The 20,793-nt window shown below is 59.4% G+C and carries 24 protein-coding genes; 17 read left to right on the forward strand and 7 right to left on the reverse strand.

What is annotated here, in order from left to right:
- The first annotated feature begins 106 nt into the window (after positions 1 to 106).
- The 7 genes from GS620_RS03995 to GS620_RS04025 all read left to right on the forward strand — a co-directional run bounded on the left by GS620_RS03995 (position 107) and on the right by GS620_RS04025 (position 7,291).
- Complete coding sequence (locus tag GS620_RS03995) at positions 107 to 1,237, forward strand: bifunctional 2-C-methyl-D-erythritol 4-phosphate cytidylyltransferase/2-C-methyl-D-erythritol 2,4-cyclodiphosphate synthase (RefSeq protein WP_171614175.1); 1,131 nt, start codon at positions 107 to 109, stop codon at positions 1,235 to 1,237.
- Entirely contained in the window at positions 1,234 to 1,731 is a 498-nt protein-coding gene (locus tag GS620_RS04000) for a phosphatidylglycerophosphatase A (RefSeq protein WP_171614177.1), read from the forward strand. The genes GS620_RS03995 and GS620_RS04000 overlap by 4 nt, the downstream gene beginning before the upstream one ends.
- Positions 1,728 to 2,204: a CinA family protein gene (locus GS620_RS04005; protein ID WP_171614179.1), complete on the forward strand. Its 477-nt coding sequence runs from the start codon at positions 1,728 to 1,730 to the stop codon at positions 2,202 to 2,204. The genes GS620_RS04000 and GS620_RS04005 overlap by 4 nt, the downstream gene beginning before the upstream one ends.
- A gap of 197 nt (positions 2,205 to 2,401) precedes the next feature.
- A complete protein-coding gene (locus GS620_RS04010; protein ID WP_171167865.1) occupies positions 2,402 to 3,583 on the forward strand; it encodes an ammonium transporter in 1,182 nt (393 codons plus the stop codon).
- 142 nt (positions 3,584 to 3,725) lie between these two features.
- Positions 3,726 to 4,406: an orotate phosphoribosyltransferase gene (locus GS620_RS04015; RefSeq protein WP_171115637.1), complete on the forward strand. Its 681-nt coding sequence runs from the start codon at positions 3,726 to 3,728 to the stop codon at positions 4,404 to 4,406.
- A gap of 225 nt (positions 4,407 to 4,631) precedes the next feature.
- Positions 4,632 to 6,122 carry a replicative DNA helicase gene (locus tag GS620_RS04020; RefSeq protein WP_171115634.1) on the forward strand — a complete coding sequence of 497 codons (1,491 nt, stop codon included), beginning with the start codon at positions 4,632 to 4,634 and terminating at the stop codon, positions 6,120 to 6,122.
- A 122-nt stretch (positions 6,123 to 6,244) separates the two neighbouring features.
- Entirely contained in the window at positions 6,245 to 7,291 is a 1,047-nt protein-coding gene (locus GS620_RS04025; protein ID WP_171614181.1) for a Hint domain-containing protein, read from the forward strand.
- Between the two features lie 46 nt (positions 7,292 to 7,337).
- Here the strand turns inward: GS620_RS04025 and GS620_RS04030 are convergent, their stop codons facing one another.
- Positions 7,338 to 7,877, reverse strand: coding sequence for a GNAT family N-acetyltransferase (locus GS620_RS04030; protein WP_171614183.1), 540 nt, complete (start codon positions 7,875 to 7,877; stop codon positions 7,338 to 7,340).
- A 240-nt stretch (positions 7,878 to 8,117) separates the two neighbouring features.
- On the opposite strand from GS620_RS04030, the gene alr reads away from it, so the two are divergent.
- From alr to GS620_RS04045, 3 genes are read left to right on the forward strand one after another with little or no spacing between them, the layout of a single operon-like run.
- The gene (gene alr / locus GS620_RS04035) at positions 8,118 to 9,152 is read left to right on the forward strand and encodes an alanine racemase (RefSeq protein WP_171614185.1); all 1,035 of its coding nucleotides are present in this window, start codon (positions 8,118 to 8,120) and stop codon (positions 9,150 to 9,152) included.
- The gene (locus GS620_RS04040; protein ID WP_171614187.1) at positions 9,149 to 9,931 is read left to right on the forward strand and encodes an ABC transporter permease; all 783 of its coding nucleotides are present in this window, start codon (positions 9,149 to 9,151) and stop codon (positions 9,929 to 9,931) included. The genes alr and GS620_RS04040 overlap by 4 nt, the downstream gene beginning before the upstream one ends.
- Complete coding sequence (locus tag GS620_RS04045; protein ID WP_171614189.1) at positions 9,928 to 10,674, forward strand: ABC transporter ATP-binding protein; 747 nt, start codon at positions 9,928 to 9,930, stop codon at positions 10,672 to 10,674. Before GS620_RS04040 ends, GS620_RS04045 begins: the two co-directional genes overlap by 4 nt.
- On the opposite strand, the gene GS620_RS04050 is transcribed toward GS620_RS04045, so the two are convergent.
- Complete coding sequence (locus tag GS620_RS04050) at positions 10,671 to 11,102, reverse strand: acyl-CoA thioesterase (protein ID WP_371809768.1); 432 nt, start codon at positions 11,100 to 11,102, stop codon at positions 10,671 to 10,673. The two genes, GS620_RS04045 and GS620_RS04050, sit on opposite strands and share 4 nt — an antisense overlap.
- Before the next feature lie 99 nt (positions 11,103 to 11,201).
- On the opposite strand from GS620_RS04050, the gene GS620_RS04055 reads away from it, so the two are divergent.
- Positions 11,202 to 11,654, forward strand: coding sequence for a paraquat-inducible protein A (locus GS620_RS04055; RefSeq protein ID WP_152458166.1), 453 nt, complete (start codon positions 11,202 to 11,204; stop codon positions 11,652 to 11,654).
- A 181-nt stretch (positions 11,655 to 11,835) separates the two neighbouring features.
- Here the strand turns inward: GS620_RS04055 and GS620_RS21920 are convergent, their stop codons facing one another.
- Positions 11,836 to 11,991 carry a hypothetical protein gene (locus GS620_RS21920; RefSeq protein WP_253283784.1) on the reverse strand — a complete coding sequence of 52 codons (156 nt, stop codon included), beginning with the start codon at positions 11,989 to 11,991 and terminating at the stop codon, positions 11,836 to 11,838.
- On the opposite strand from GS620_RS21920, the gene GS620_RS04060 reads away from it, so the two are divergent.
- The 6 genes from GS620_RS04060 to GS620_RS04085 all read left to right on the forward strand — a co-directional run bounded on the left by GS620_RS04060 (position 11,984) and on the right by GS620_RS04085 (position 18,106).
- Complete coding sequence (locus GS620_RS04060) at positions 11,984 to 12,586, forward strand: DNA repair protein (protein ID WP_253283785.1); 603 nt, start codon at positions 11,984 to 11,986, stop codon at positions 12,584 to 12,586. The two genes, GS620_RS21920 and GS620_RS04060, sit on opposite strands and share 8 nt — an antisense overlap.
- Before the next feature lie 121 nt (positions 12,587 to 12,707).
- Positions 12,708 to 14,072 carry a DNA repair protein RadA gene (gene radA / locus GS620_RS04065; protein WP_152458168.1) on the forward strand — a complete coding sequence of 455 codons (1,365 nt, stop codon included), beginning with the start codon at positions 12,708 to 12,710 and terminating at the stop codon, positions 14,070 to 14,072.
- Positions 14,073 to 14,112: 40 nt separating this feature from the next.
- Positions 14,113 to 14,706: a CvpA family protein gene (locus GS620_RS04070; protein WP_152458169.1), complete on the forward strand. Its 594-nt coding sequence runs from the start codon at positions 14,113 to 14,115 to the stop codon at positions 14,704 to 14,706.
- Positions 14,707 to 15,348: 642 nt separating this feature from the next.
- Positions 15,349 to 16,872, forward strand: coding sequence for an amidophosphoribosyltransferase (gene purF, locus GS620_RS04075; RefSeq protein ID WP_171614195.1), 1,524 nt, complete (start codon positions 15,349 to 15,351; stop codon positions 16,870 to 16,872).
- Between the two features lie 298 nt (positions 16,873 to 17,170).
- The gene (locus tag GS620_RS04080; RefSeq protein ID WP_171115613.1) at positions 17,171 to 17,419 is read left to right on the forward strand and encodes a hypothetical protein; all 249 of its coding nucleotides are present in this window, start codon (positions 17,171 to 17,173) and stop codon (positions 17,417 to 17,419) included.
- 42 nt (positions 17,420 to 17,461) lie between these two features.
- Complete coding sequence (locus GS620_RS04085) at positions 17,462 to 18,106, forward strand: SDR family oxidoreductase (RefSeq protein ID WP_171614196.1); 645 nt, start codon at positions 17,462 to 17,464, stop codon at positions 18,104 to 18,106.
- A 60-nt stretch (positions 18,107 to 18,166) separates the two neighbouring features.
- Here the strand turns inward: GS620_RS04085 and GS620_RS04090 are convergent, their stop codons facing one another.
- The 4 genes from GS620_RS04090 to GS620_RS04105 all read right to left on the reverse strand — a co-directional run bounded on the left by GS620_RS04090 (position 18,167) and on the right by GS620_RS04105 (position 20,684).
- Positions 18,167 to 19,009, reverse strand: coding sequence for an ATP-binding protein (locus GS620_RS04090; protein WP_171614197.1), 843 nt, complete (start codon positions 19,007 to 19,009; stop codon positions 18,167 to 18,169).
- Between the two features lie 116 nt (positions 19,010 to 19,125).
- On the reverse strand, positions 19,126 to 20,007 hold the full coding sequence (gene tatC / locus GS620_RS04095) for a twin-arginine translocase subunit TatC (RefSeq protein ID WP_171167848.1): 882 nt from the start codon (positions 20,005 to 20,007) through the stop codon (positions 19,126 to 19,128).
- Positions 20,004 to 20,462: a Sec-independent protein translocase protein TatB gene (gene tatB / locus GS620_RS04100; RefSeq protein WP_152458175.1), complete on the reverse strand. Its 459-nt coding sequence runs from the start codon at positions 20,460 to 20,462 to the stop codon at positions 20,004 to 20,006. Before tatB ends, tatC begins: the two co-directional genes overlap by 4 nt.
- Positions 20,463 to 20,468: 6 nt before the next feature.
- Positions 20,469 to 20,684: a twin-arginine translocase TatA/TatE family subunit gene (locus GS620_RS04105; protein WP_152458176.1), complete on the reverse strand. Its 216-nt coding sequence runs from the start codon at positions 20,682 to 20,684 to the stop codon at positions 20,469 to 20,471.
- Positions 20,685 to 20,793: the final 109 nt, after the last annotated feature.

Here is a 20,793-nt window from a genome sequence, read left to right on the forward strand (position 1 = left end):
CCCGCAAAATCATCATTTGCCTAATTATTAATCACATAACCATGGGTGATTGCCTCTGCATTCACCGCCGCCTAAACAATGCCCATCACGAGGAGAGCGCGCACATATGACAACTGCCGCCATCATAGTTGCCGCCGGTCGCGGGTCGCGCGCCGGGGGTGGCGTGCCAAAGCAATGGCGCAGCCTTGCGGGCCGGCGGGTGGCCGATTGGACGATCGAGCGCTTTCGCGGACAGGTGGATCACATTGTTCTGGTGTTGTCCGACGAAGACAGCGCCGCATGGGAAGAATTCCGTGAAACCGAGCTGATCCTGGCTGCGGGGGGAACGGATCGCGCGGGATCGGTGCGCAATGGATTGGCTGCACTGGCCGACCGGAACGTACAGCGCGTTTTGATCCACGACGTTGCAAGGCCTTGCGTCACACCCCGCATCATCACCGACGTTCTGAACGCCCTGGAAACATGTCCGGCGGCGGCGCCCGGGCTGGCGGTGACCGATGCGCTGTGGGTTGGGCATGAACAGGCCGTGACCGGAACGCAGGATCGCAGCAACCTGTTCGCCGCGCAAACTCCGCAGGGGTTTCACTATGACACCATCACCGCCGCCCACGCCGCCCATCCGGGCGGCGCTGCGGATGATGTCGAGGTGGCCCGCGCCGCCGGCCTTGATGTCTGCATCATACCGGGCGATGCGGACAATCTGAAAATCACCCGACCCGAGGATTTTGCCCGGGCGGAACGCATAATGGGAACGGAAATGGATGTAAGGCTGGGCAACGGGTACGATGTGCACCGTTTTGGCGATGGGGATCATGTGATCCTTTGCGGTGTGAAAGTGCCGCATGACCGCGGACTGCAAGGCCATTCGGATGCCGATGTCGGAATGCACGCGGTCACCGATGCGATCTATGGCGCACTGGCGCAGGGGGATATCGGGCAACATTTCCCGCCTTCGGATCCGCAATGGAAAGGTGCCGCCAGCGAGATTTTCCTGCGCCACGCGGTCGAGCTGGCGGGGCAGATGGGATACCGTATCTCGAACGTCGATTGCACGCTGGTCTGCGAATATCCAAAGATTGGCCCTCATGCACCAGCCATGCGAGAAAAAATGTCTGAAATCATGGACCTGCGTGCAGATCAGGTTTCGGTCAAGGCGACAACGTCCGAGCGTCTGGGCTTCACCGGCCGCAGCGAGGGCATCGCCTCTTTGGCCACGGCATGTCTGGTGAAAGCATGAACGCGGCACAGATAATCGGGACTGTCGGTGGCGTTGGCTATTTGCGCCCTGCCCCGGGCACTTGGGGATCCCTGGTGGCCCTGCCGATGGCCTGGGTATTGCACACAATGGGTGGTTTCCCGTTGCTGGCCGTCGCAACGGTTGCGGTTTTTGTCGGCGGCCTCTGGGCCACAAGCGTGATGACCGTGGGTCAGGATGACCACGACCCGTCCGAAATCGTCATCGATGAGGTCGCAGGCCAGTTCATCGCGCTTTGGGCGATTTCCTATCCGTCCTGGGCGCATGGAATCGACATTACAGCGCTCTGGCCCGGCTGGGTTGCTGGGTTCATTCTGTTTCGTCTGTTCGACATCACCAAACCCGGCCCTGTCGGCTGGGCTGATCGCCGCGGCGATCCGATGGGCGTGATGCTGGATGACGTGATCGCAGGTATATTTGCAGCCATCGGAGTGATGGTTCTGGCAGGTATCGCACACGGAGTTCTGGGGTTATGAACGTGACAGACCTGCTGGACCGCGCCAAGGCGCAGGGTGTGATGATCGCCACCGCTGAAAGCTGCACCGGCGGCATGGTCGCTGCGGCCCTGACCGATATTCCCGGCAGCTCTGCGGTCGTAGATCGGGGTTTCGTCACCTACACCAACGAGGCCAAACAGGACATGCTGGGCGTTCGGGCCGAAACGCTGAACGCGCACGGTGCGGTTTCCGAACAGGTGGCCCGTGAAATGGCAGATGGCGCGCTGCGCAACTCACTGGCTCAACTTGCCGTCTCGATCACGGGAATTGCCGGGCCGGGCGGGTCCGAATTCAAACCCGAAGGGCGCGTGTGTTTCGGCTTGGCCGTCAAGGGACAGCCGACGCATGTTGACACCGTTGAATTCGGCGCACCCGGTCGCAATGCCGTGCGGCGCGCGGCGCGTGACCACGCCTTGACCCTGCTGTACACGGCCCTTTCCGCAGGCGCCTAAACTTTCAGCACATGGCCAAAAAAACCGCTTCTTTTGAAGTCAGTTGAAAAAAGGCTGCCAAAACAGGCACTTTTTTTCGCTTTGCCTCTTTTTTCTCCAACCGACGGTGGCTTGAAACAGCCCACACCGCTCACGCAGCGCCGATCCGTGCCCAGTTTCCACGGATCCGCGCACTCATTCGGAAGGGAGAATGGCCCATGAACGGAGCCGATACAGCCTGGATCATCGTAGCAACCGCGTTGGTCCTTTTCATGACATTGCCAGGCCTCGCCCTGTTCTATGGCGGGCTCGTGCGTGCCCGAAATGTCCTCAGCGTTTTCATGCATTGCTTTGCCATTGCCTGTTTGATGAGCGTCCTGTGGCTGGTCGCGGGGTATTCCATCGCGTTCGGACCCGGTGAAAGCGGGCTTTGGGGTGGTTTGGGCAAGGCCTTTCTCAACGGCGTCGATGTGGACAGCCTTGCAGGAACCCTGCCCGAGATCCTGTTCTTCGCCTTCCAGATGACCTTTGCCATCATCACCCCGGCGTTGATCGTGGGCGCCTATGTCGAACGTGTGGGCTTTGGCTTTGTCCTGACTTTCTCGGCGCTGTGGATGCTGCTGTGCTATGCGCCCGTGGTGCACTGGATCTGGGGTGGCGGGATGCTGGCTGATGGCGGCATTCTGGGCGAGATCGGTGTGCGCGACTTTGCAGGCGGCATCGTGGTGCATGAAACCGCTGGTCTGGCAGCGCTGATTGTTGCGATCATCCTCGGGCCGCGTCGCAACCGCACCACTCCGCCGCACAACCCCGGTTATGTCATGGTCGGCGCCGCAATGCTGTGGGTCGGCTGGTTCGGTTTCAACGGTGGTTCGCAACTGGCCGCCGATGGCGGAGCGGCGATGGCCCTGACCGTCACGCACCTGTCCGCGGCTACGGCATCGCTAAGCTGGGCCCTGTGGGAGCGTATCCGCTTTGGCAAGGCCTCGATGGTCGGTCTGGTCACCGGCACAATCGCGGGTCTGGCCTCGATCACACCTGCATCGGGTTTCGTCGGTCCGGTTCAGGCCCTGATCATTGGCGCAGTGGCCGGTGTTCTGTGTCAGGAAGCCGTCAGCATCGTGCGCAACAAGCTGAATATCGACGACACGCTGGATGTCTTCGCCGTGCATGGTGTCGGCGGTATATTCGGCACGCTCATGATCGCCCTGTTTGGCCTTGGAACCTGGACCGCTCAGTTGGGCGGGCTCGTTATCGTGGGTTCCTTTACGGCAGTTGTCACGTTTGTGTTGGTCAAACTGGTTGCACAGATCACGCCACTTCGCGTAGACGCCGAGACCGAGACAAATGGCCTCGACCTCTCGGTACATGGCGAGCGGGCCTATGACATGAGCAGTTAAGCCCACCTTGGCTGCCCATCGCCCGTATGGGCAAAAGCGGACCTCTTGGGGGTCCGCTTTTCTTTTGTCCAATCCCTCTCGACTCCGGCCCAAGGGTCGGGCTATCAGCCCGCAACGTGTTTTCAGCCCCGAGGTTTGCGCCATGATCCCCAGTTCTTTTCCCGACAGCACCGAAATCGCCCGCCTGACTGCACGGATGCTGCTGGAGATCAAGGCCGTGCATTTCAACTCGCGGGAACCGTTCACGCTGGCCAGCGGGCTGCCCAGCCCGACCTATATCGACTGCCGCAAACTGATCTCGTACCCGCGCATCCGCTCGACCCTGATGGATTTCCTGACCGTCACGGTAATGCGGGAGGCTGGCTTTGAGGCATTCGACAACATCGCAGGCGGGGAAACGGCGGGCATCCCCTTTGCCGCCATGGTCGCCGAGCGCATGGCTCTGCCCATGACCTACGTGCGCAAGAAACCCAAGGGCTATGGCCGCAACGCCCGAATCGAGGGGGCGATGAGCGAAGGTGAGCGTGTGTTGCTGGTTGAAGACCTGACCACTGATGGCGGCTCGAAACTGTCCTTTGTCGATGCGATCCGCGAAACCGGTGCCACCTGCGGGCACACCGCCGTCATCTTCTACTACGGCATCTTCCCCGAGACCGAGAAAACGCTGGGTGATCATGGCGTCAAGCTGCACTCGCTCTGCACATGGTGGGATGTTCTGGCCGAGGCCAAGGCACAGAAAGCCTTTGATCAGGAAACACTTGAGGGTGTCGAAGCTTTCCTGAACGACCCGCGCGGATGGCAAGAGGCCAATAAACCAGCGTAAACCTATTGTGGAAGGATTGGGGATAAACCCGAAAGAATCGGGCAGGTCGCCACGATATGTGGTGACTTTTCCGACAATTCCTACATAATAAGCGATGCATATGCAGGCATCCAAGCGGTCTGGAAAGTTATCCCTAGGCTTTACCCCAAGTTAGTCACAGGTATTTCCAGATAGCTTGCGGTGACGTTTCGCGTGTAGAACCTCGGAACGGGCAGCGGGGACAAAATGAACGAGATCAGCAGTATCGAGCAGGCAGCGGCACGGATTCAGAACGCCGAAACCATGCCGCATTCCATTGAGGCCGAACAACAGCTTCTGGGTGCGATCCTGACCAATAACGACCTGTACGACCGGGTCGCCTCGATCATCGGGGCTGAACATTTCTATGATCCGGTCCATGCCCGTATCTACGAGGTGGCCTCGGCCCGTATTGCAAAGAATGCGCTCGCCTCGCCCGTGACGCTCAAATCATTCATGGCCGAGGATGAGGGCCTGAAGGAACTGGGCGGTCCCGCCTATCTGGTCAAACTGGCCGGCGCTTCGATCAGTGCATTCGCGGTGCACGACTATGCCCAGATGATCTATGACCTTGCCATCCGGCGCGAGCTGATCCGGCTGGGCCGCGACATCTCGGACAAGGCGGCGCGGGTCGATGTCTCGAGCGAGCCGAAAGAACAGATCGTCGAGGCCGAGCAGCAGCTGTATCAGCTGTCCGAGCAGGGCCAGACCGAGCAAGGCTTTCAGTCCTTCCTCAAGGCAGTTACCGAAGCCGTCAACGTCACCAACGAGGCCTACCAACGCGGCGGCGGCATGGCCGGGATTTCCACCGGTCTGGCCGATCTGGACAAGCAATTGGGTGGCTTGCACCCGTCCGACCTGATCATTCTGGCCGGGCGGCCATCCATGGGTAAAACCTCGCTGGCGACCAACATCGCCTTCAACGTTGCCAAGGCCTACAAGCGTGGCACAAAGCCCGACGGCAGCGAAGGCGCGGTCGATGGCGGTGTTGTTGGCTTCTTCTCACTCGAGATGAGTGCGGAACAGCTTGCGGGCCGGGTTCTGGCGGAAGCCTCGGAGATCTCCAGCCACAAAATCCGTCAGGGCGACATGACCGAGGCCGAGTTCCGTCGATTTGTGGATGCGGCCAAAGAGCTTGAGGCGTGTCCCCTGTTTATTGACGACACCCCTGCCTTGCCGATCTCGCAACTTGCCGCCCGTGCACGTCGGTTGAAACGAACGCACGGGCTGGACTTGCTGGTCATCGACTATCTACAGCTCTGCCGCGGCATGGCCGACAACCGGGTGAACGAAATCGCCGAGATTTCGATGGGCATGAAAGCCATCGCCAAGGAACTGAACATCCCGGTCATTGCTCTTTCACAGCTGTCGCGCCAGGTGGAAAACCGCGACGACAAGCGCCCGCAGCTGTCCGACCTGCGCGAATCCGGCTCGATCGAGCAGGACGCCGACGTTGTGATGTTTGTGTTCCGCGAGGAATACTACAAAGAGCGCGAAAAGCCCGGTGATCACGAACTGGAAAAGATGGAAGAGTGGAAGCAGGCGATGGAACGTCTGCACGGCAAGGCTGAAGTCATTGTCGGCAAACAGCGTCACGGACCCATCGGTACGGTCGAGTTGTCGTTCGAAGCCCAATTCACCCGCTTTGGCAATCTGGTCAAGCCCTGGCAACAGGGTGGTGAAATCGAGGGTTATTGATCGCGGACAGAACACCTGCCCCAGATATGAAACGCCAAGCCCTTTGGTGTTTTTCCTGCCCGGTGTTAACGTGACGGTGACGTTCAACCCAACGCGCCAAACCCGCCCGGAGACCCACTGATTTGCCCGCGATCATATCGGAAATAAGATATCGCAACGGCCCGAACTTTGCTCCGGACGGAGATTTCATTGAAATCCGGGTTCCGACCGGAACCGACGTCACCGGCTTGCAGGTCGATGTTTACAACCCCAATGGCTCGGTGCGCAGTTCGACGGATGTCGACAACGGAACGATGACCACCGTGGGCGGGTTCGACTATTACGTGATTTCGGCGCGCATCAACCGGTTTGGGGCGGTCTCACTTTCGGACAATGGTTCGGTTCTCAGCTTTGTATCCTTTGACTCGCAGGTTACTGCGACACAGGGACCGGCCAGCGGCCAGACCTCGACCCAGATCGGCAGCAACGGCACGGACGATACCGCGTCTCTGTCATCGAAGGACGGAGTGAACTTTGTTGAGGATCCCAATCCCAGCCCCGGCGCCCCCTGTTTTGTTTCGGACACCCTGATCCTGACGGACCGTGGCGAAATCAGCGTTCAGGATATCCGCCCCGGTGACAAAGTGATGACGACCGAAGGCAGCGCGGCCACCGTTCGGCTTGTTCTGTCCCGGTCATTGCGCCAGGCCGATCTGTTGAAATCACCCGAACTGCGCCCAGTCCGCATTACGGCCGGCGCCCTGGGGCACGGCCTGCCCCGCCGAGACCTGACGGTTTCGCGACAGCACCGAATGCTGGTCCGATCGGACATCGCGCAGCGCATGTTCGACACAAGAGACGTTTTGGTCTCGGCCATCCGGCTGACAGACCTGCCGGGCGTTTACGTGGATTACGATGCGACGCAGGTGGTTTATCATCACGTTGTCTGTGACCGTCACGTGGTTCTTTTTGCCGAAGGCGCGCCAAGTGAAAGCCTGTTCACCGGCCCCGAAGCCCTCAAATCCCTTCCGCCCGAAGCGTTGCACGAGCTGTTGCAGATTTTTCCGGGTCTCGACTGCAATAAGGATATGGACCCTGCCTTTTACATCCCCAGCGGCAGGCGGCAGAAAAAGCTGGTGGCCCGACATGTCCGGAACAGCAAGGCGATCATAGATCAGGCCCTGTTCTAGGCTGTGGAACCAAGGCCATCGACCAAAGCGAATAAACCGATCCCGCCTACCACAGCAATGGATTGTTCAGCGCGGAAACGCATCGCGACGGGCCTTTCAGCGGTTTCAGGTCAAAACCGTCCAGCGCCTGTCCCAACCAGCCGTGCGGATGGCTTAGTTTCAGCGGTGGCTGGGCAGTATCCTCGGTGATCTGCACAAAACCCGTTTTGCAATAATAGGCCGGGTCGCCATAGGTCAGTGCCACATCCACACCTGCCGTTCGCAAGCGATCCAGACCATCGGAAATCAGCGCCTGTCCAATACCTGTTTTTTGCCTGCCCGTTTGCACGGCCATCGGCGACAGGATGAACACATTGCGCGTATCCTGCGAAAACGTCATCCGGGAAAAGATGGCACAGCCAAGCAGCTCATGATCCTGTTGAGCCGTGCACACCAGGATATCTTCAGGCGGCGTGCTGTTGAGCAATTCACGTACGAATGCACCTATTGCCGCCCCCTCCTCTGGCCCTTCCGATGCGGAAAAAACGTCGGCGAAAAGACGGATGATCTCTGACGGGTTCCGGGTCAAACCGGTAGAAAAATCCATGGCTCCCTCATGAGTTGACGTTGCGCCCGGTCTTTGCCGGAACCGAACGATCCGGTTCCCAGGATCGCTTTAACGTTGACGTGAAAACAATCCCCAAAACATGCAACCATGGCGGAATGCTGCCATTTCTTCTGGTTTTATGGTGTTTTCCGTAACAACAGACCAAACACCAACATAAACCGACAGGTAAATGCGCCATTCCCTCTTGACCTTGGACGGCGCAATGTCATGAACAGTGCCATGAGTACTGCACGTTTGACGATCAATCTTCAGGCGCTCGCCAGGAATTGGCGGGCGCTCGACGCGAAAACCGGGGTCGAAACCGGCGCCGTGGTCAAGGCCGATGCCTATGGGCTGGGTGCCGGGCCCGTCAGCGATACGCTGGCCGAGGAAGGCGTTCGCAAGTTTTTTGTGGCGGCCGCAGAAGAAGGCGCCGCTGTCCGCAATGCGGTCGGCCCCGGCCCGATGATCGGAGTCTTTTCCGGCCATATGGAGGGCGACACAGACCTTCTGCGCGCCAACGACCTGACGCCGCTGATCAACTCGGGCGAGCAGTATCAGCGCCATATGGAGGCCCTGCCCGACCATCCCTTTGGCATTCAGCTGGACAGTGGCATGAACCGGCTGGGGCTGGAACCCGCCGACTGGGCCGAACTACGCCAAAGGGCCGAGGCCCTGAACCCAGCCGTTGTCATGTCTCATCTGGCCTGCTCGGACGAGCCGGACCATCCGATGAACCGGCAGCAGCTCAAAACCTTCCGCGAGATGACCGACGGCATCGCCGCGCCGCGTTCTTTGGCTGCGACCGGCGGTATGCTTTTGGGGCCCGAGTTCCATTTCGATTTCTGCCGCCCGGGCATCGGCCTGTATGGCGGCTTGCCCTTTGCGGATGCCAAACCCGTTGTCACCGTCGATCTGCCTGTCATTCAGGTGCGCAGATTGGCCGTGGGCGAAACCGTTGGTTACGGCAACAGTTGGGTGGCGCGCCGGCCGTCCCGTATCGCCACCGTCGCGGCCGGGTATGCGGACGGCCTGCATCGCGCCATCGGGGGCGGCATCGACGCCTTCGCCGGCAATCAGCCCTGCCCGGTTGTTGGCCGTATCTCGATGGACCTGATCACGGTGGATGTCACCGACCTGCCCAAAGACCCGGAACGCCTGCGTATCCTGAATGGCCATCAGACCGTCGATGACCTGGCCGAAGCTGCCGGGACAATTGGCTATGAAATCCTCACATCTATGGGCAATCGCTATTCGCGGGGCTATGTGGAATGAATCCGCTCACCGCGCTCGGAGGTCTGGGCCGCACGGTTCTGAGCCTGCTTGCGGCCTTTGGCCGGGTGGCATTGTTCGCGCTTGATGCGATTTCGCACATTCTGCGCCCCCCCTTCTATCCGCGCGAATTTGGCATGGCCCTGCTGAACATCGGCTGGCTGTCCCTGCCGGTCGTCGGCCTGACCGCGATTTTCACCGGCGGTGCGCTGGCATTGCAGATCTACGCCGGCGGCGCGCGTTTCAACGCCGAAGCCGTGGTGCCGCAGATCGTGGCCATCGGTATGGTGCGCGAACTTGGCCCGGTTCTGGTCGGGTTGATGATCGCGGCGCGCGTGACATCCTCGATCGCGGCCGAGATCGCCACGATGAAAGTGACCGAACAGATCGACGCGCTGGTCACGCTGTCCACGCATCCGATGAAATACCTCACCGTCCCGCGCGTTCTGGCCGCCCTGATCACAGTGCCTGCTTTGGTGGCCGTGGGTGACATCATCGGAATTGCCGGCGGCTACACCGTCGCCACGCAAAATCTGGGCTTCAACCCGGCCGCCTATCTGAAAAACACGGTCGATTTCCTTGAAACCCGTGACATCGTCTCGTCGCTGGTCAAAGGCGCGGCCTTTGGCCTGATCGCGGCGATCATGGGCTGTTACTACGGCATGAATTCCGGCCGCGGCGCACAAGGCGTGGGCCGCGCCACCAAGGGCTCGGTCGAGGCCGCAGCGGTGCTGATCCTGGCCGCAAACTTCGTTCTCACGGGGGTATTCTTCTCGCTATGATCCGGATGGAGAACGTACATAAGGCCTTCGGTGACAACCACGTGCTGCAAGGCATGAACCTTGAGATCCCCAAGGGCACCTCGATGGTTATCATCGGCGGATCGGGCACCGGAAAATCGGTCGCCCTGAAATGCATTCTGGGCCTGATCAAACCCAACAGCGGCATGATCTATGTGGACGGCAAAGATGCCAGCAAGGGCGACCGAGATGCGTTTCTGGCCCGGTTCGGGATGTTGTTTCAGGGCGCGGCGCTGTTTGATTCACTGACCGTCTGGCAGAACGTCGCCTTCCGCCTGCTGCGCGGATCGTTGAAGCGCCCAACCGAGGAAGCGCGCGAAATCGCCATCGAAAAACTGCGCCGCGTGGGTCTGAAATCCGACGTGGCCGACCGCTTTCCGGCCGAGTTGTCAGGCGGGATGCAAAAACGCGTGGGTCTTGCACGCGCCATCGCCGCCGAGCCCGAGATCATCTTTTTCGACGAACCCACCACCGGCCTCGACCCGATCATGTCCGTTGTCATCAATGACCTGATCCGCGAGATCGTGACCGAGATGGGCGCCACCGCGATGACCATCACACACGACATGAGCTCGGTCCGCGCGATTGCCGACAACGTCGCCATGCTGCACGGAGGCGTGATCCAGTGGACCGGCCCCGTTGGGCAGATGGATGCATCGGGTGATCCTTATGTAGAGCAGTTCATCAGCGGGAGCGCAGAGGGGCCGATTGAGGCGGTGCGTTAATCTTCGCTCTTTGCCAGCCACTTTGCCGAGCGTTCGATAACGTCCTGAGGAATAGCTTCGGCGCGCCTTGTCTGCAGGTTGAGCAAGACGCATTTGAAAACCGTCGAAAATGTCGTTTCACCGTCCATCACTCGAACTAATTTGTGGCTGAAAGTCATGGACTTCGTTCCTACTTTCAGGATTTCGCTTTCCATTTGGATCGCCTCGCCGGCACTCAATTCCGCAAGGAAATTGCTTTCTGCATGGACCACCGCAAAGGATAGCTTTCTTCCTGACCGCATGTCTTCGGACGTCAGCCCCAACTCTGCCTGCAACGCAAAAACGGAATCCGAACATGCCGCAAAATACTTGGACACGTTCATATGCCCCAGAAAATCACAGTCCGATGGATCGACAATTGACTTGAAGGCCACAAAACCCGACATCATTCTTCCCCGTCTAAAAATAACTCAGTGGCGAGTGCTGGTTTAAGGTAACCATATCAAATCATCGCCGCAAATTTCGAAATCTTACCTAGACGCCCAGTCATGCCCCTCCGCCTCGCCACCCTTTCCCTCCTGATCCTCTACCCCATCGCGTGGTTCGCCCCGCTGATGCGCGCGGGGTTTCTGCCGATCTTCGGCCTCAGCGAAATCAGTGTCATCACCGGGCTGCAATCCTTGTGGAAATCCGACGTCTTCCTCGCGCTGATCGTCACCATCTTCGCCCTCTTCGCCCCTTACATCAAAACCATCGGCACCGCGCTGATCCAATGGAACCTGCTGGATGCCCGCGTCCAACCTGCGCTCAACATCCTCGGCAAGCTGGCCATGGCCGACATTTTCCTGATCGCGCTTTACATCACATTGGCCAAGGGCATCTCGTACGCCACCGTTGAGACCGCATGGGGTCTCTACCTGTTCACGGCCTGCATTCTGGCCTCCATCGTGCTTGGCCATATTACAGAGATGACATCCACTTCACGAAAAGCTCAGACCTAATTGATTGAAAACACAAATCTAAGTATCATCTTTATATTTCGAGCAGCAGTGTTTTGTAGTTTTCGGGTCCGCAGCGGATCGCACGCAATCGTTAGATTACCTTCCGCTTTGGCCCGGTGTGTACCGGTTTGAGAAGGAGATCGACGATCATGGCCGCCCTCCACAGTATTACATTGCAATTTCAGAATGCCTTTTTAAGACTGACTTTTTTCCTGATCTGTTTGGCGGCCTTATTGGCCGTTTCAGCCACACTGTTATCCGCTTTTGGCGTATTGCCCTGGCTTTCTATGCAGGCCGGATTTGGCGAGGCACCGGCAAAGGATGCCGGCATGTTCATCCAGATTGGCCTGACAGCGCTGATTCTCATGCTGGCGTTTTACCTGCCAGCAAATGCCCGAATGATGGCGCTGGAAAACAACCACCGCAAATTTGCGCTCAATATGCATGACATCGCGGACGCGTACCAAATGGCCCATGCCGCCGATCGCGGCGGGCTGTTCATGATGTCGTCCGAGTTTGACGCCGTCAAGGAACGTATGGGGTTTCTGCGCCAGCACCCCGACCTGCAATCGCTCGAGCCCGAGATCCTGGAACTGGCCGCGCAGATGAGCCAGATCAGTCAGGAACTGGCCCGGACCTATGGCGATGCGCAGGTCGAACGCGCACGGATGTTCCTGCAACAGCGACAGGAAGAGATCGAACTGTTTCAACAGCGTCTGGAAGAGGCGCAGGTCATCCAGAACGAATTGCGCCAGTGGACGCGCGATGTGGAAATGGAAGAGACGATCGCCAGGTCGCAACTTACCCGCCTGCGGGATGAGTTGTTCGAGCTTCTGCCCGAATTGTCGACCCAACTGCACACACCGCGCAAAAATGGCTCCTCAAAGGCGTCCAGCGTGGTTGCAATGTCGCCCCTTCGACCGGCGGAATAGGCGCGTCAGCGCCCGCTTCGGGCGATGGCCCATCTGGGCCTGAGACCGCAGCGCGCCATCGGCGATGAGGAAAGCCCACAAGGGCTTGAAGTACCGCCCAAGCTCGGGCACCAAGTGCGTCATGGCAAAGACGACATCCTTCTCCTGCTCGGCCTGCGGTGCGACGCATACAAGATGGTCCGGACGCTGCGACGGTTGCGGCGAATGGAACACCATTGTTCAGGACGCGCCCATATCGACTGGCCCGGCCAGAAAATCCCTCGGCGGCAAACGCGGCCAGTCCATCGCACTCACGGATTTGTCCACCGAGGAAACACCGCCGCCCCGCACCCTCTGCGGGGTCGAGGAGCTGGACCGCGTCTTGGGCGGCGGGCTGGTCCCGGCCTCCGCCCTTTTGGTGGGCGGAGACCCCGGCATCGGGAAATCCACCCTGCTGCTGCAAGCCGCAGCGCGTTTCGCGCGTGCGGGCGTGAAAACAATCTATGTCTCGGGCGAAGAAGCCAGCGCACAGGTTCGTATGCGCGCCCGCCGTCTTGGGCTTGAGGACGCACCCGTTCAACTCGCCGCCGAAACCAACCTGCGCGACATCCTCACGACGCTGGAAGCCGAAAAACCAGGCCTGGCCATCATCGATTCGATTCAGACGATGTGGGCGGACAATGTCGACAGCGCACCCGGTTCCGTATCACAAGTCCGGGCCGCGGCCCATGAACTGACCACGTTTGCGAAACGGCACGGTGTTTCGATCATCATGGTTGGCCACGTCACCAAGGAAGGCCAGATCGCGGGCCCTCGTGTGGTCGAACACATGGTTGACACCGTCCTTTATTTCGAGGGCGAGCGCGGCCACCAGTTCCGCATCCTGCGCGCGGTCAAGAACCGTTTTGGGCCAGCGGACGAAATCGGCGTGTTCGAGATGACCGGCAAGGGTCTGGCGCAAGTGACCAACCCCTCGGCCCTGTTCCTGTCCGAACGTGGCAGGCCAAGCCCCGGCTCTGCTGTTTTTGCGGGCATTGAAGGCACCCGTCCCGTGCTGGTCGAATTGCAGGCTCTGGTCGCACCCTCGCCCCACTCACAGCCCCGCCGCACCGTTGTTGGGTGGGACAGCGGGCGGTTGGCAATGATCCTTGCGGTGCTCGAGGCCCGCTGCGGCATTCCCTTTGCCGGGCTCGACGTCTATCTCAACGTCGCCGGAGGTCTGAAGGTCAGCGAACCCGCCGCCGATCTGGCTGTGGCCGCCGCCCTTCTGAGTGCCCGCGAAGACACAGCATTGCCCGCCGACACGGTCGTATTCGGAGAAATCTCGCTGTCCGGGGCACTTAGACCGGCCCCACAGACCGAAAACAGGTTGAAAGAAGCGCAAAAACTTGGTTTCACGGCGGCAATTGCTCCGGCTGGTGGTAAAACCGGCACTGTGGCAGGTCTGACACTCACCCGACCCTCTGATTTGGTGGGGTTTGTTGGCGAAACCTTCGGAGCAGGTTAAAGTCGCGCCTTGAGGGGCAGAAAAAGAACAGGCGAGGGCCATGGAAGGTTTTACAATAATTGACGGGGTCGTCGCCCTGATCATCGTGCTGTCGGGCTTGCTGGCCTACTCACGTGGCTTCATGCGCGAGGTTCTGGCCATTGCGGGCTGGGTCGCGGCGGCCGTTCTGGCATTCATCTTTGCGCCACAGGCTGTACCGCTGGTCAAAGAAATCCCGGTGGTTGGGGATTTCCTGCGCGACAGCTGTGAACTTTCGGTGATCACCGGCTTTGCAGCCGTCTTTGCCTTGGCATTGATTGTGGTCAGCATCTTCACACCGCTGTTTTCGTCGCTGGTGCAGCGTTCGGCTTTGGGCGGCCTGGATCAGGCGCTGGGGCTGTTCTTCGGCATCGCGCGCGGTATTCTGCTGGTTGCAATCGCCTTCTTTGTCTATGACACGGTCATGACTGGCCAGTCCTATACAATCGTGGACGAAAGCCGTTCGGCCAAGGTGTTCGAGCAGTTTAGCAGTCAGATTGAAGAGCAAAACCCCGAAGCCGCTCTGGGTTGGGTGACTGCACAATACGAGGAACTGGTTGCCAGCTGCACGGCAGGAAACGAACAACCCGAAACCACGGCACCAGCTGACGGGTAAACTCAAGGTGCATTGCATGATGAAAGCCCGGCACTGTCCGGGCTTTTTCTATTCAAACGTACCCTTCCCCGCCACAAACCGAGCAGCGGATCGTTTTCAACCCAAAACACCCGTCGCATCGGCTGGAGATCGGTTTGCCAAGAATATCCCGGCTTTTGACAACTTCGCCCGCCCCGTTGCAGATCTGACAAGGCGCCCGGCCCATTCCCCGGCACCTGTGGCACCGTTGTTTGATCCGCTCCTGCTTCTTTTGAGGTTTATGTTGCCACATTCCGGCCCTTTGCGTGCTTCACCCATCCTGATTTGCACATATCAATTGGCATGACAGCACATATGATTGCACATGTCATCTCCTTCCTGAACTTGCCCCGATCCGCGAAATCCCGACCTGCGGCAATAGGTGAGTGTGATCCTTTGATGACAGCCAAGCCATTAGGCATTATGTGGAGGCCAACCCGCCACGGAATCGGAGCCACCGATCTTGTTCTTTCTGTTCGAATGCGCGCTGGTCGTTGTGATGGTCGCCCTAATGGCGTCGTTGTCGCCTGCCACCAAACTGACAGCACGCGCCTTGCAGAGGATCCGAAGCCGAACGGCGGTCAACCCTCAGGTCAAATCGTCATAGAAGTTGGAGCCCCGTAAATGTGTGGGATTTTGGGAATCGCAAGCCGGACACATGATGTGTTTGCCGAAATCTATGACGGGCTGCTGATGTTGCAGCACCGGGGTCAGGATGCCTCAGGGATCGTGACCTACAACGGCGAGTTCTTCCGCGAAAAGAAGGCCAACGGTCTGGTCAAGGATGTGTTCAACGCCCAGGATGCAGAAACCCTGTTGGGTCGCGTGGGCATGGGTCATGTGCGCTATCCGACGGCGGGGTCTCTCAGCGCGGCCGAAGCGCAACCCTTTTTCGTGAACGCCCCTTACGGCATCTATCTGGTTCACAACGGCAACATCACCAACACCGCTGAGCAGCGCGAAAAGGTTACCGGCAAATACAGCCGGCACCTGCGCACCACGTCAGACTCTGAAATCCTTCTGAACGTCCTGGCCGACAAAGTGGCGGACGCGATCAAGGTGAATGGCAACGGCGAACCCATCCGCAATCTGTTTGCCGGTGTGAAGATGACGATGGAACGCGTTCAGGGCGCCTATTCCGTGATCTGTCTGGTCGCGGGTGTCGGTATGCTGGCCTTCCGCGATCCGTTTGGCATTCGCCCACTTTCGGTCGCCAAACGCGAAGTGGACGGAGACGGTGATGATTATGCCTTTGCCTCGGAAGACGTGGCCTTTGGCATCAACGGCTTTGAAAAGCTGCGTGATCTTCGCCCGGGTGAGGCGATCCTGATCGATCTGGACGGCAACATGCACGAGTATCAGGCGGTCGAAGGCAAGCTGACGCCCTGCATATTCGAGTATGTCTACCTGGCGCGCCCGGATTCTTTGCTGGACGGTGTTTCGGTTTACAAGACGCAGATGCGCATGGGCCAGACGCTGGCCAAACAGATTCAGGATTCGGGGCTGGAAATCGATCGGATCATCCCGGTGCCCGACAGCGCCCGCCCCGTGGCCCTGGAAGCCGCAAAGATCACCGGCATCCCCTATCGCGAAGGGCTGGTGAAAAACCGCTATGTCGGGCGTACGTTCATCATGCCGGGTCAGGCGGAGCGGCAGAAATCCGTCCGACGCAAGCTGAATGCCGTGCCGCTGGAATTCGACGGCCACAGTGTTCTGCTGATCGACGATTCCATCGTACGGGGCAACACCATCAAGAAGATCGTTCAGATGTGCCGCGATGCCGGGGCCAAGAAGGTCTATGTCGCCAGCGCCTCGCCACCGGTGAAATACCCCAATGTCTATGGAATAGACATGCCCACCAAGGCCGAACTGATCGCGAACGGCAAGGAAATCGAAGAAATCCGCGAAGAACTGGGTGCGGATGCCCTGTTCTATCAGCACTTGGAAGATCTGATCTGGGCCGCCAAGGAAGGCAATCCCGAGATCGAAGCCTTCGACTGTTCCTGTTTTGACGGCAAATACATCACGGGCAGCGTCAGCGAAGACTATCTGGACAATCTGGAGAACAGCAGCCGTGTCAGCCAGAAGCGCGCCGACATGCAGGTTCCGGGCGGGTCCTGGAACGCGGCGAAACTGGCCTCGGGCTGAGCAGACCGAACGGGACTGACACAGTCGGTTTTCCGTTCTGAAAAGCGAATCAAAACGGCGGATCATCCCGGCCAGCCGATGGCCGTCGGCCGGCCTGATTGCTGTCATGGGATGTAGATGAGTGGAAATTTGCCACAACCAGTCGGCGAATTCCACGCAATCACAAGGGCTTTTTTCAAGGGCGCCAAATCGTGATGACACCTGTCCGTGCAGCGCTTTTGTTCGCTTGAGCGTTTTGCTATCTGGCCGCGACCACTCACTCAAAAAGGGGTTCGGGCCACGCCCCGGACCGCGGATCATGTCAAACGCCAAAGTCCAAAGCGCGGCCACACAGCGGGGCGCGCTGAAGAAGAATTCCGTCTCGGTTCTGGGCGTATTCGGGCCGAAAGCGGATATGCGCGCCCTGATGCGACTGTCATCAGGCCGCGTGAAAGAAGTAAAACCCGGAAGCCGCGTTGCCTCGGGCACAGTTGTCGCGATTGATGAGCATGGCATAATGCTGCGACAAAGCGGCCAGACCCGGCGTATCGCCATCCCCGGCGGCTGATCACATCTTGACGCCCCGCGCGCGGGGGTTCAAACCGCAGGCATGACCGATACGACCAAAATCGCCCTGATAACCGGGGCCTCGCGCGGGCTGGGCGCTGCCCTGGCCGAAGCGCTGGCGCCCGAATACCACATCGTCGCCGTCGCCCGGACCACTGGCGGGCTGGAAGAACTGGACGATCGCATCAAGGCCAAGGGTGGCTCTGCCACGCTGGCGCCGATGGACATCACCGATCCGAACGCGATGGCAACCCTGTGCCGCGGGATCCATGACCGTTGGGGCAAGGTGGATTTGTGGCTGCATACGGCCGTTCACACCTCGGCGTTGACGCCGGTACATTTCGTTGACCCCAAGGAATGGGCCAAGGCAGTCAACACGAATGCAAACGCAACCTCGGTTCTGATCCCATATGTCGCGCCCCTGCTGGGTGAAAACGGCCACGCGGTATTCTTCGATGACCCGAAGGCCGGCCAGAAGTTCTATGGCATCTATGGTGCCACCAAGGCCGCGCAAATGGCCTTGGCCCGCAGTTGGGCGGCCGAGACCGAACGCACCGGTCCGCGCGTTTCGATCGTGGAACCCGCACCGATGCCGACCGCCGTGCGTGCCCGGTTCCACCCGGGCGAAGATCGCGATGCACTGACGAGCACGGCTGATGAGGCCGCCCGGATACTGGCGCTGCTTTAGGAAATGGCCCTGACGGGCCATGCCTCCGGGGGGGATATTTTTGGCCAGATGAAGCCGGGATCAGGCGATATGAACGCCGTTGCGCCCGGCCAGATCGACGAAGAACTGCCACGCGACACGGCCTGAACGCGATCCGCGCGTGGCCTGCCATTCGATTGCTTCGGCACGCAGGGTTTCTGCATCGACCGAAACGCCATAGGCCGCGCAATAGCGGTCGATCATGGCAAGATATTCGTCCTGATCGCAGGGGTGGAATCCCAGCCACAAACCGAAGCGGTCGGACAGTGATACCTTTTCCTCGACCGCCTCTGACGGGTTGATGGCGCTGGAACGTTCGTTTTCAATCATGTCCCGCGGCATCAGGTGACGGCGGTTCGAGGTCGCGTAGAACACCACGTTTTCCGGGCGACCTTCAATACCGCCATCCAGAACGGCCTTGAGCGATTTGTAGTGCTGGTCATCGTGACTGAACGAGAGGTCGTCGCAAAACAGGATGAACCGATAAGGCGCCGCGCGCAGGTGGTTCAGCAGACGCGCGACCGAGGCCATATCCTCGCGCTGTAGCTCCACAAGCTTCAGGTCAGAATGATCTGCGCTCAGCGTGCCGTGGACGGCCTTTACGAGGCTGGATTTGCCCATCCCGCGCGCGCCCCACAACAGTGCATTGTTTGCCTTGTAGCCGGCGGCGAAGCGGCGGGTGTTGTCAAGTAACGTGTCGCGCGACCGATTGATGCCGACCAGCAGATCCAGATCGACGCGATTGACCTGTTCGACCGGTTCCAGGCGTTCCGGTTCCACATGCCAGACAAAGGCCGGGGCTGCGTTGAAATCCGGTGTGGCCAAAGGCGCCGGCGCCATGCGCTCCAACGCGGCAGCAATGCGGTTCAGGGCTTGGTCGTCCATCGGCTCCTCCGGTCAGATACGGATCGGTTCAAAGCATGTTCTGATTGGCGCAACAAGGCCCGCGAACGAAAAAGGCGCGCCCGAACGGGGCGCGCCTCGGCTGTTGTTTCAGCAGGTTACTTGTCGTCTTCGAATTCCCGCATCAGATCTTCGTCCGCTTCGGCTTCTTCATCATCGTAATAGCCGTCGGCCCGCAACTGCTCTTCCCGCTTCCTTTCAACCCGGGCCACCAGGAAGATCGAAATCTCGTAGAGGCCATATACCACAACAAAAAGGATAATCTGCGTGATCACGTCAGGAGGCGTCACGATCGCCGCCAGCACCAGAATGCCGACCACCGCATATTTGCGCACGGCCCCCAGCCCCTCGGCACTGACCAGCCCTGCCTTGCCCATCAGGGTCAGAAGAACCGGCAATTGGAAGCACAGCCCAAAGGCCACGATGAACTTGATCGTGAGGTTCAGGTATTCCTGTGCCGAGCCCTGAAACACCACGCTCAGCGGCGCGGCCGTCGCGCCATCGGCCACGGCTTCGCCTTCAGCGCCGAATTGCTGGAACCCAAGGAAAAAGTCATAAGCCAGGGGCGTGACGACATAGAAGGCAAAGCTCGCGCCCAGAAGGAACATGAAGGGCGAGGCCAGCATGAAAGGCAGAAACGCATTCTTCTCTGACTTGTAGAGGCCCGGAGCCACAAAGCGCCACATCTGCATCCCGATATAGGGAAACGCCAGAATGAAGCCCCCCAAAAGCGAGACCTTGATCGCGACAAAGAACCCTTCCTGCGGCGAGATGAAGATCAGGCCGCAATCCTGTCCGCGCTCGGTCAGGACCTCACACAAAGGGTTGGTCAGAAAATTGAAGATCGGCGTGGCCACCGTAAAGCAGATGATCATCCCGACCAGAAAAGCCACGACGCAGTGGATCAACCGCGTGCGCAGCTCGGCCAGGTGCTCGATCAATGGGGCCGAGGTATCTTCGATCTCGTCGGTCTTGGTCATGTTTCGCCTTCAGTCTTCAGCGCCGCTTCGGCTTCTTCGGCCTTGGCCAGGGCCTCGGCAGCTTCCTTGGCCTTGCGCTCGGCGGCAGCGCGGGCCGTTGAGGCCTGAATTTTCTTGGCCTGTTCGGCTCGCTCGGCTGCCAGTTTGCCGGTTTCGCTGTCAGGATCGAACTTGGTGGGATCCATGCTTTTTGCCATATCCTGCGCGGCTTGTTTCACGCCGTCCATGGCCGAGCCAACCGGATTCGCGGCGGCGTTGAGACCTTTCTTGATCTCGTTCACACCGGCCTGATCGGCGGCCTCGTTCATGGCGCTGCTGAATTCGCGTGCCATGCCACGGGCCTTGCCGACAAATCGCCCGACATTGCGGAACAAAACCGGCAGGTCCTTCGGCCCGACGACGATCAGGGCGACAATGCCGATGACCAGAAGTTCGGTCCAGCCCAGATCAAACATCTGCGCTTACGCCTTGTCTTTCTCGGTTTCAGGCGTCACGTCCTTGGCCAGTTCCGACGCGTCCTGTTCCAGTTCTTCCGAACCGTCCTTCACGCCCTTCTTGAACGCGGTGATACCTTTGCCGACTTCGCCCATCAGCGAGCTGATCTTGCCGCGACCAAACAGAACCAGAACCACAACGGCGATCAGCAGAAGACCGGGAAGGCCAATATTGTTCAGCATCTCATTTCTCCTTTTTCATCGGCGCCTTTGTGCGCCGGGAATATGAACTGGGTCCGTGTTTACGCCGCCAGGCCCTGTCCCAAAAGGGATCCGGCACAGATTGAGCGCG

This window comes from Ruegeria sp. HKCCD6428 (genome assembly GCF_013110595.1).
Classification (GTDB): domain Bacteria; phylum Pseudomonadota; class Alphaproteobacteria; order Rhodobacterales; family Rhodobacteraceae; genus Ruegeria.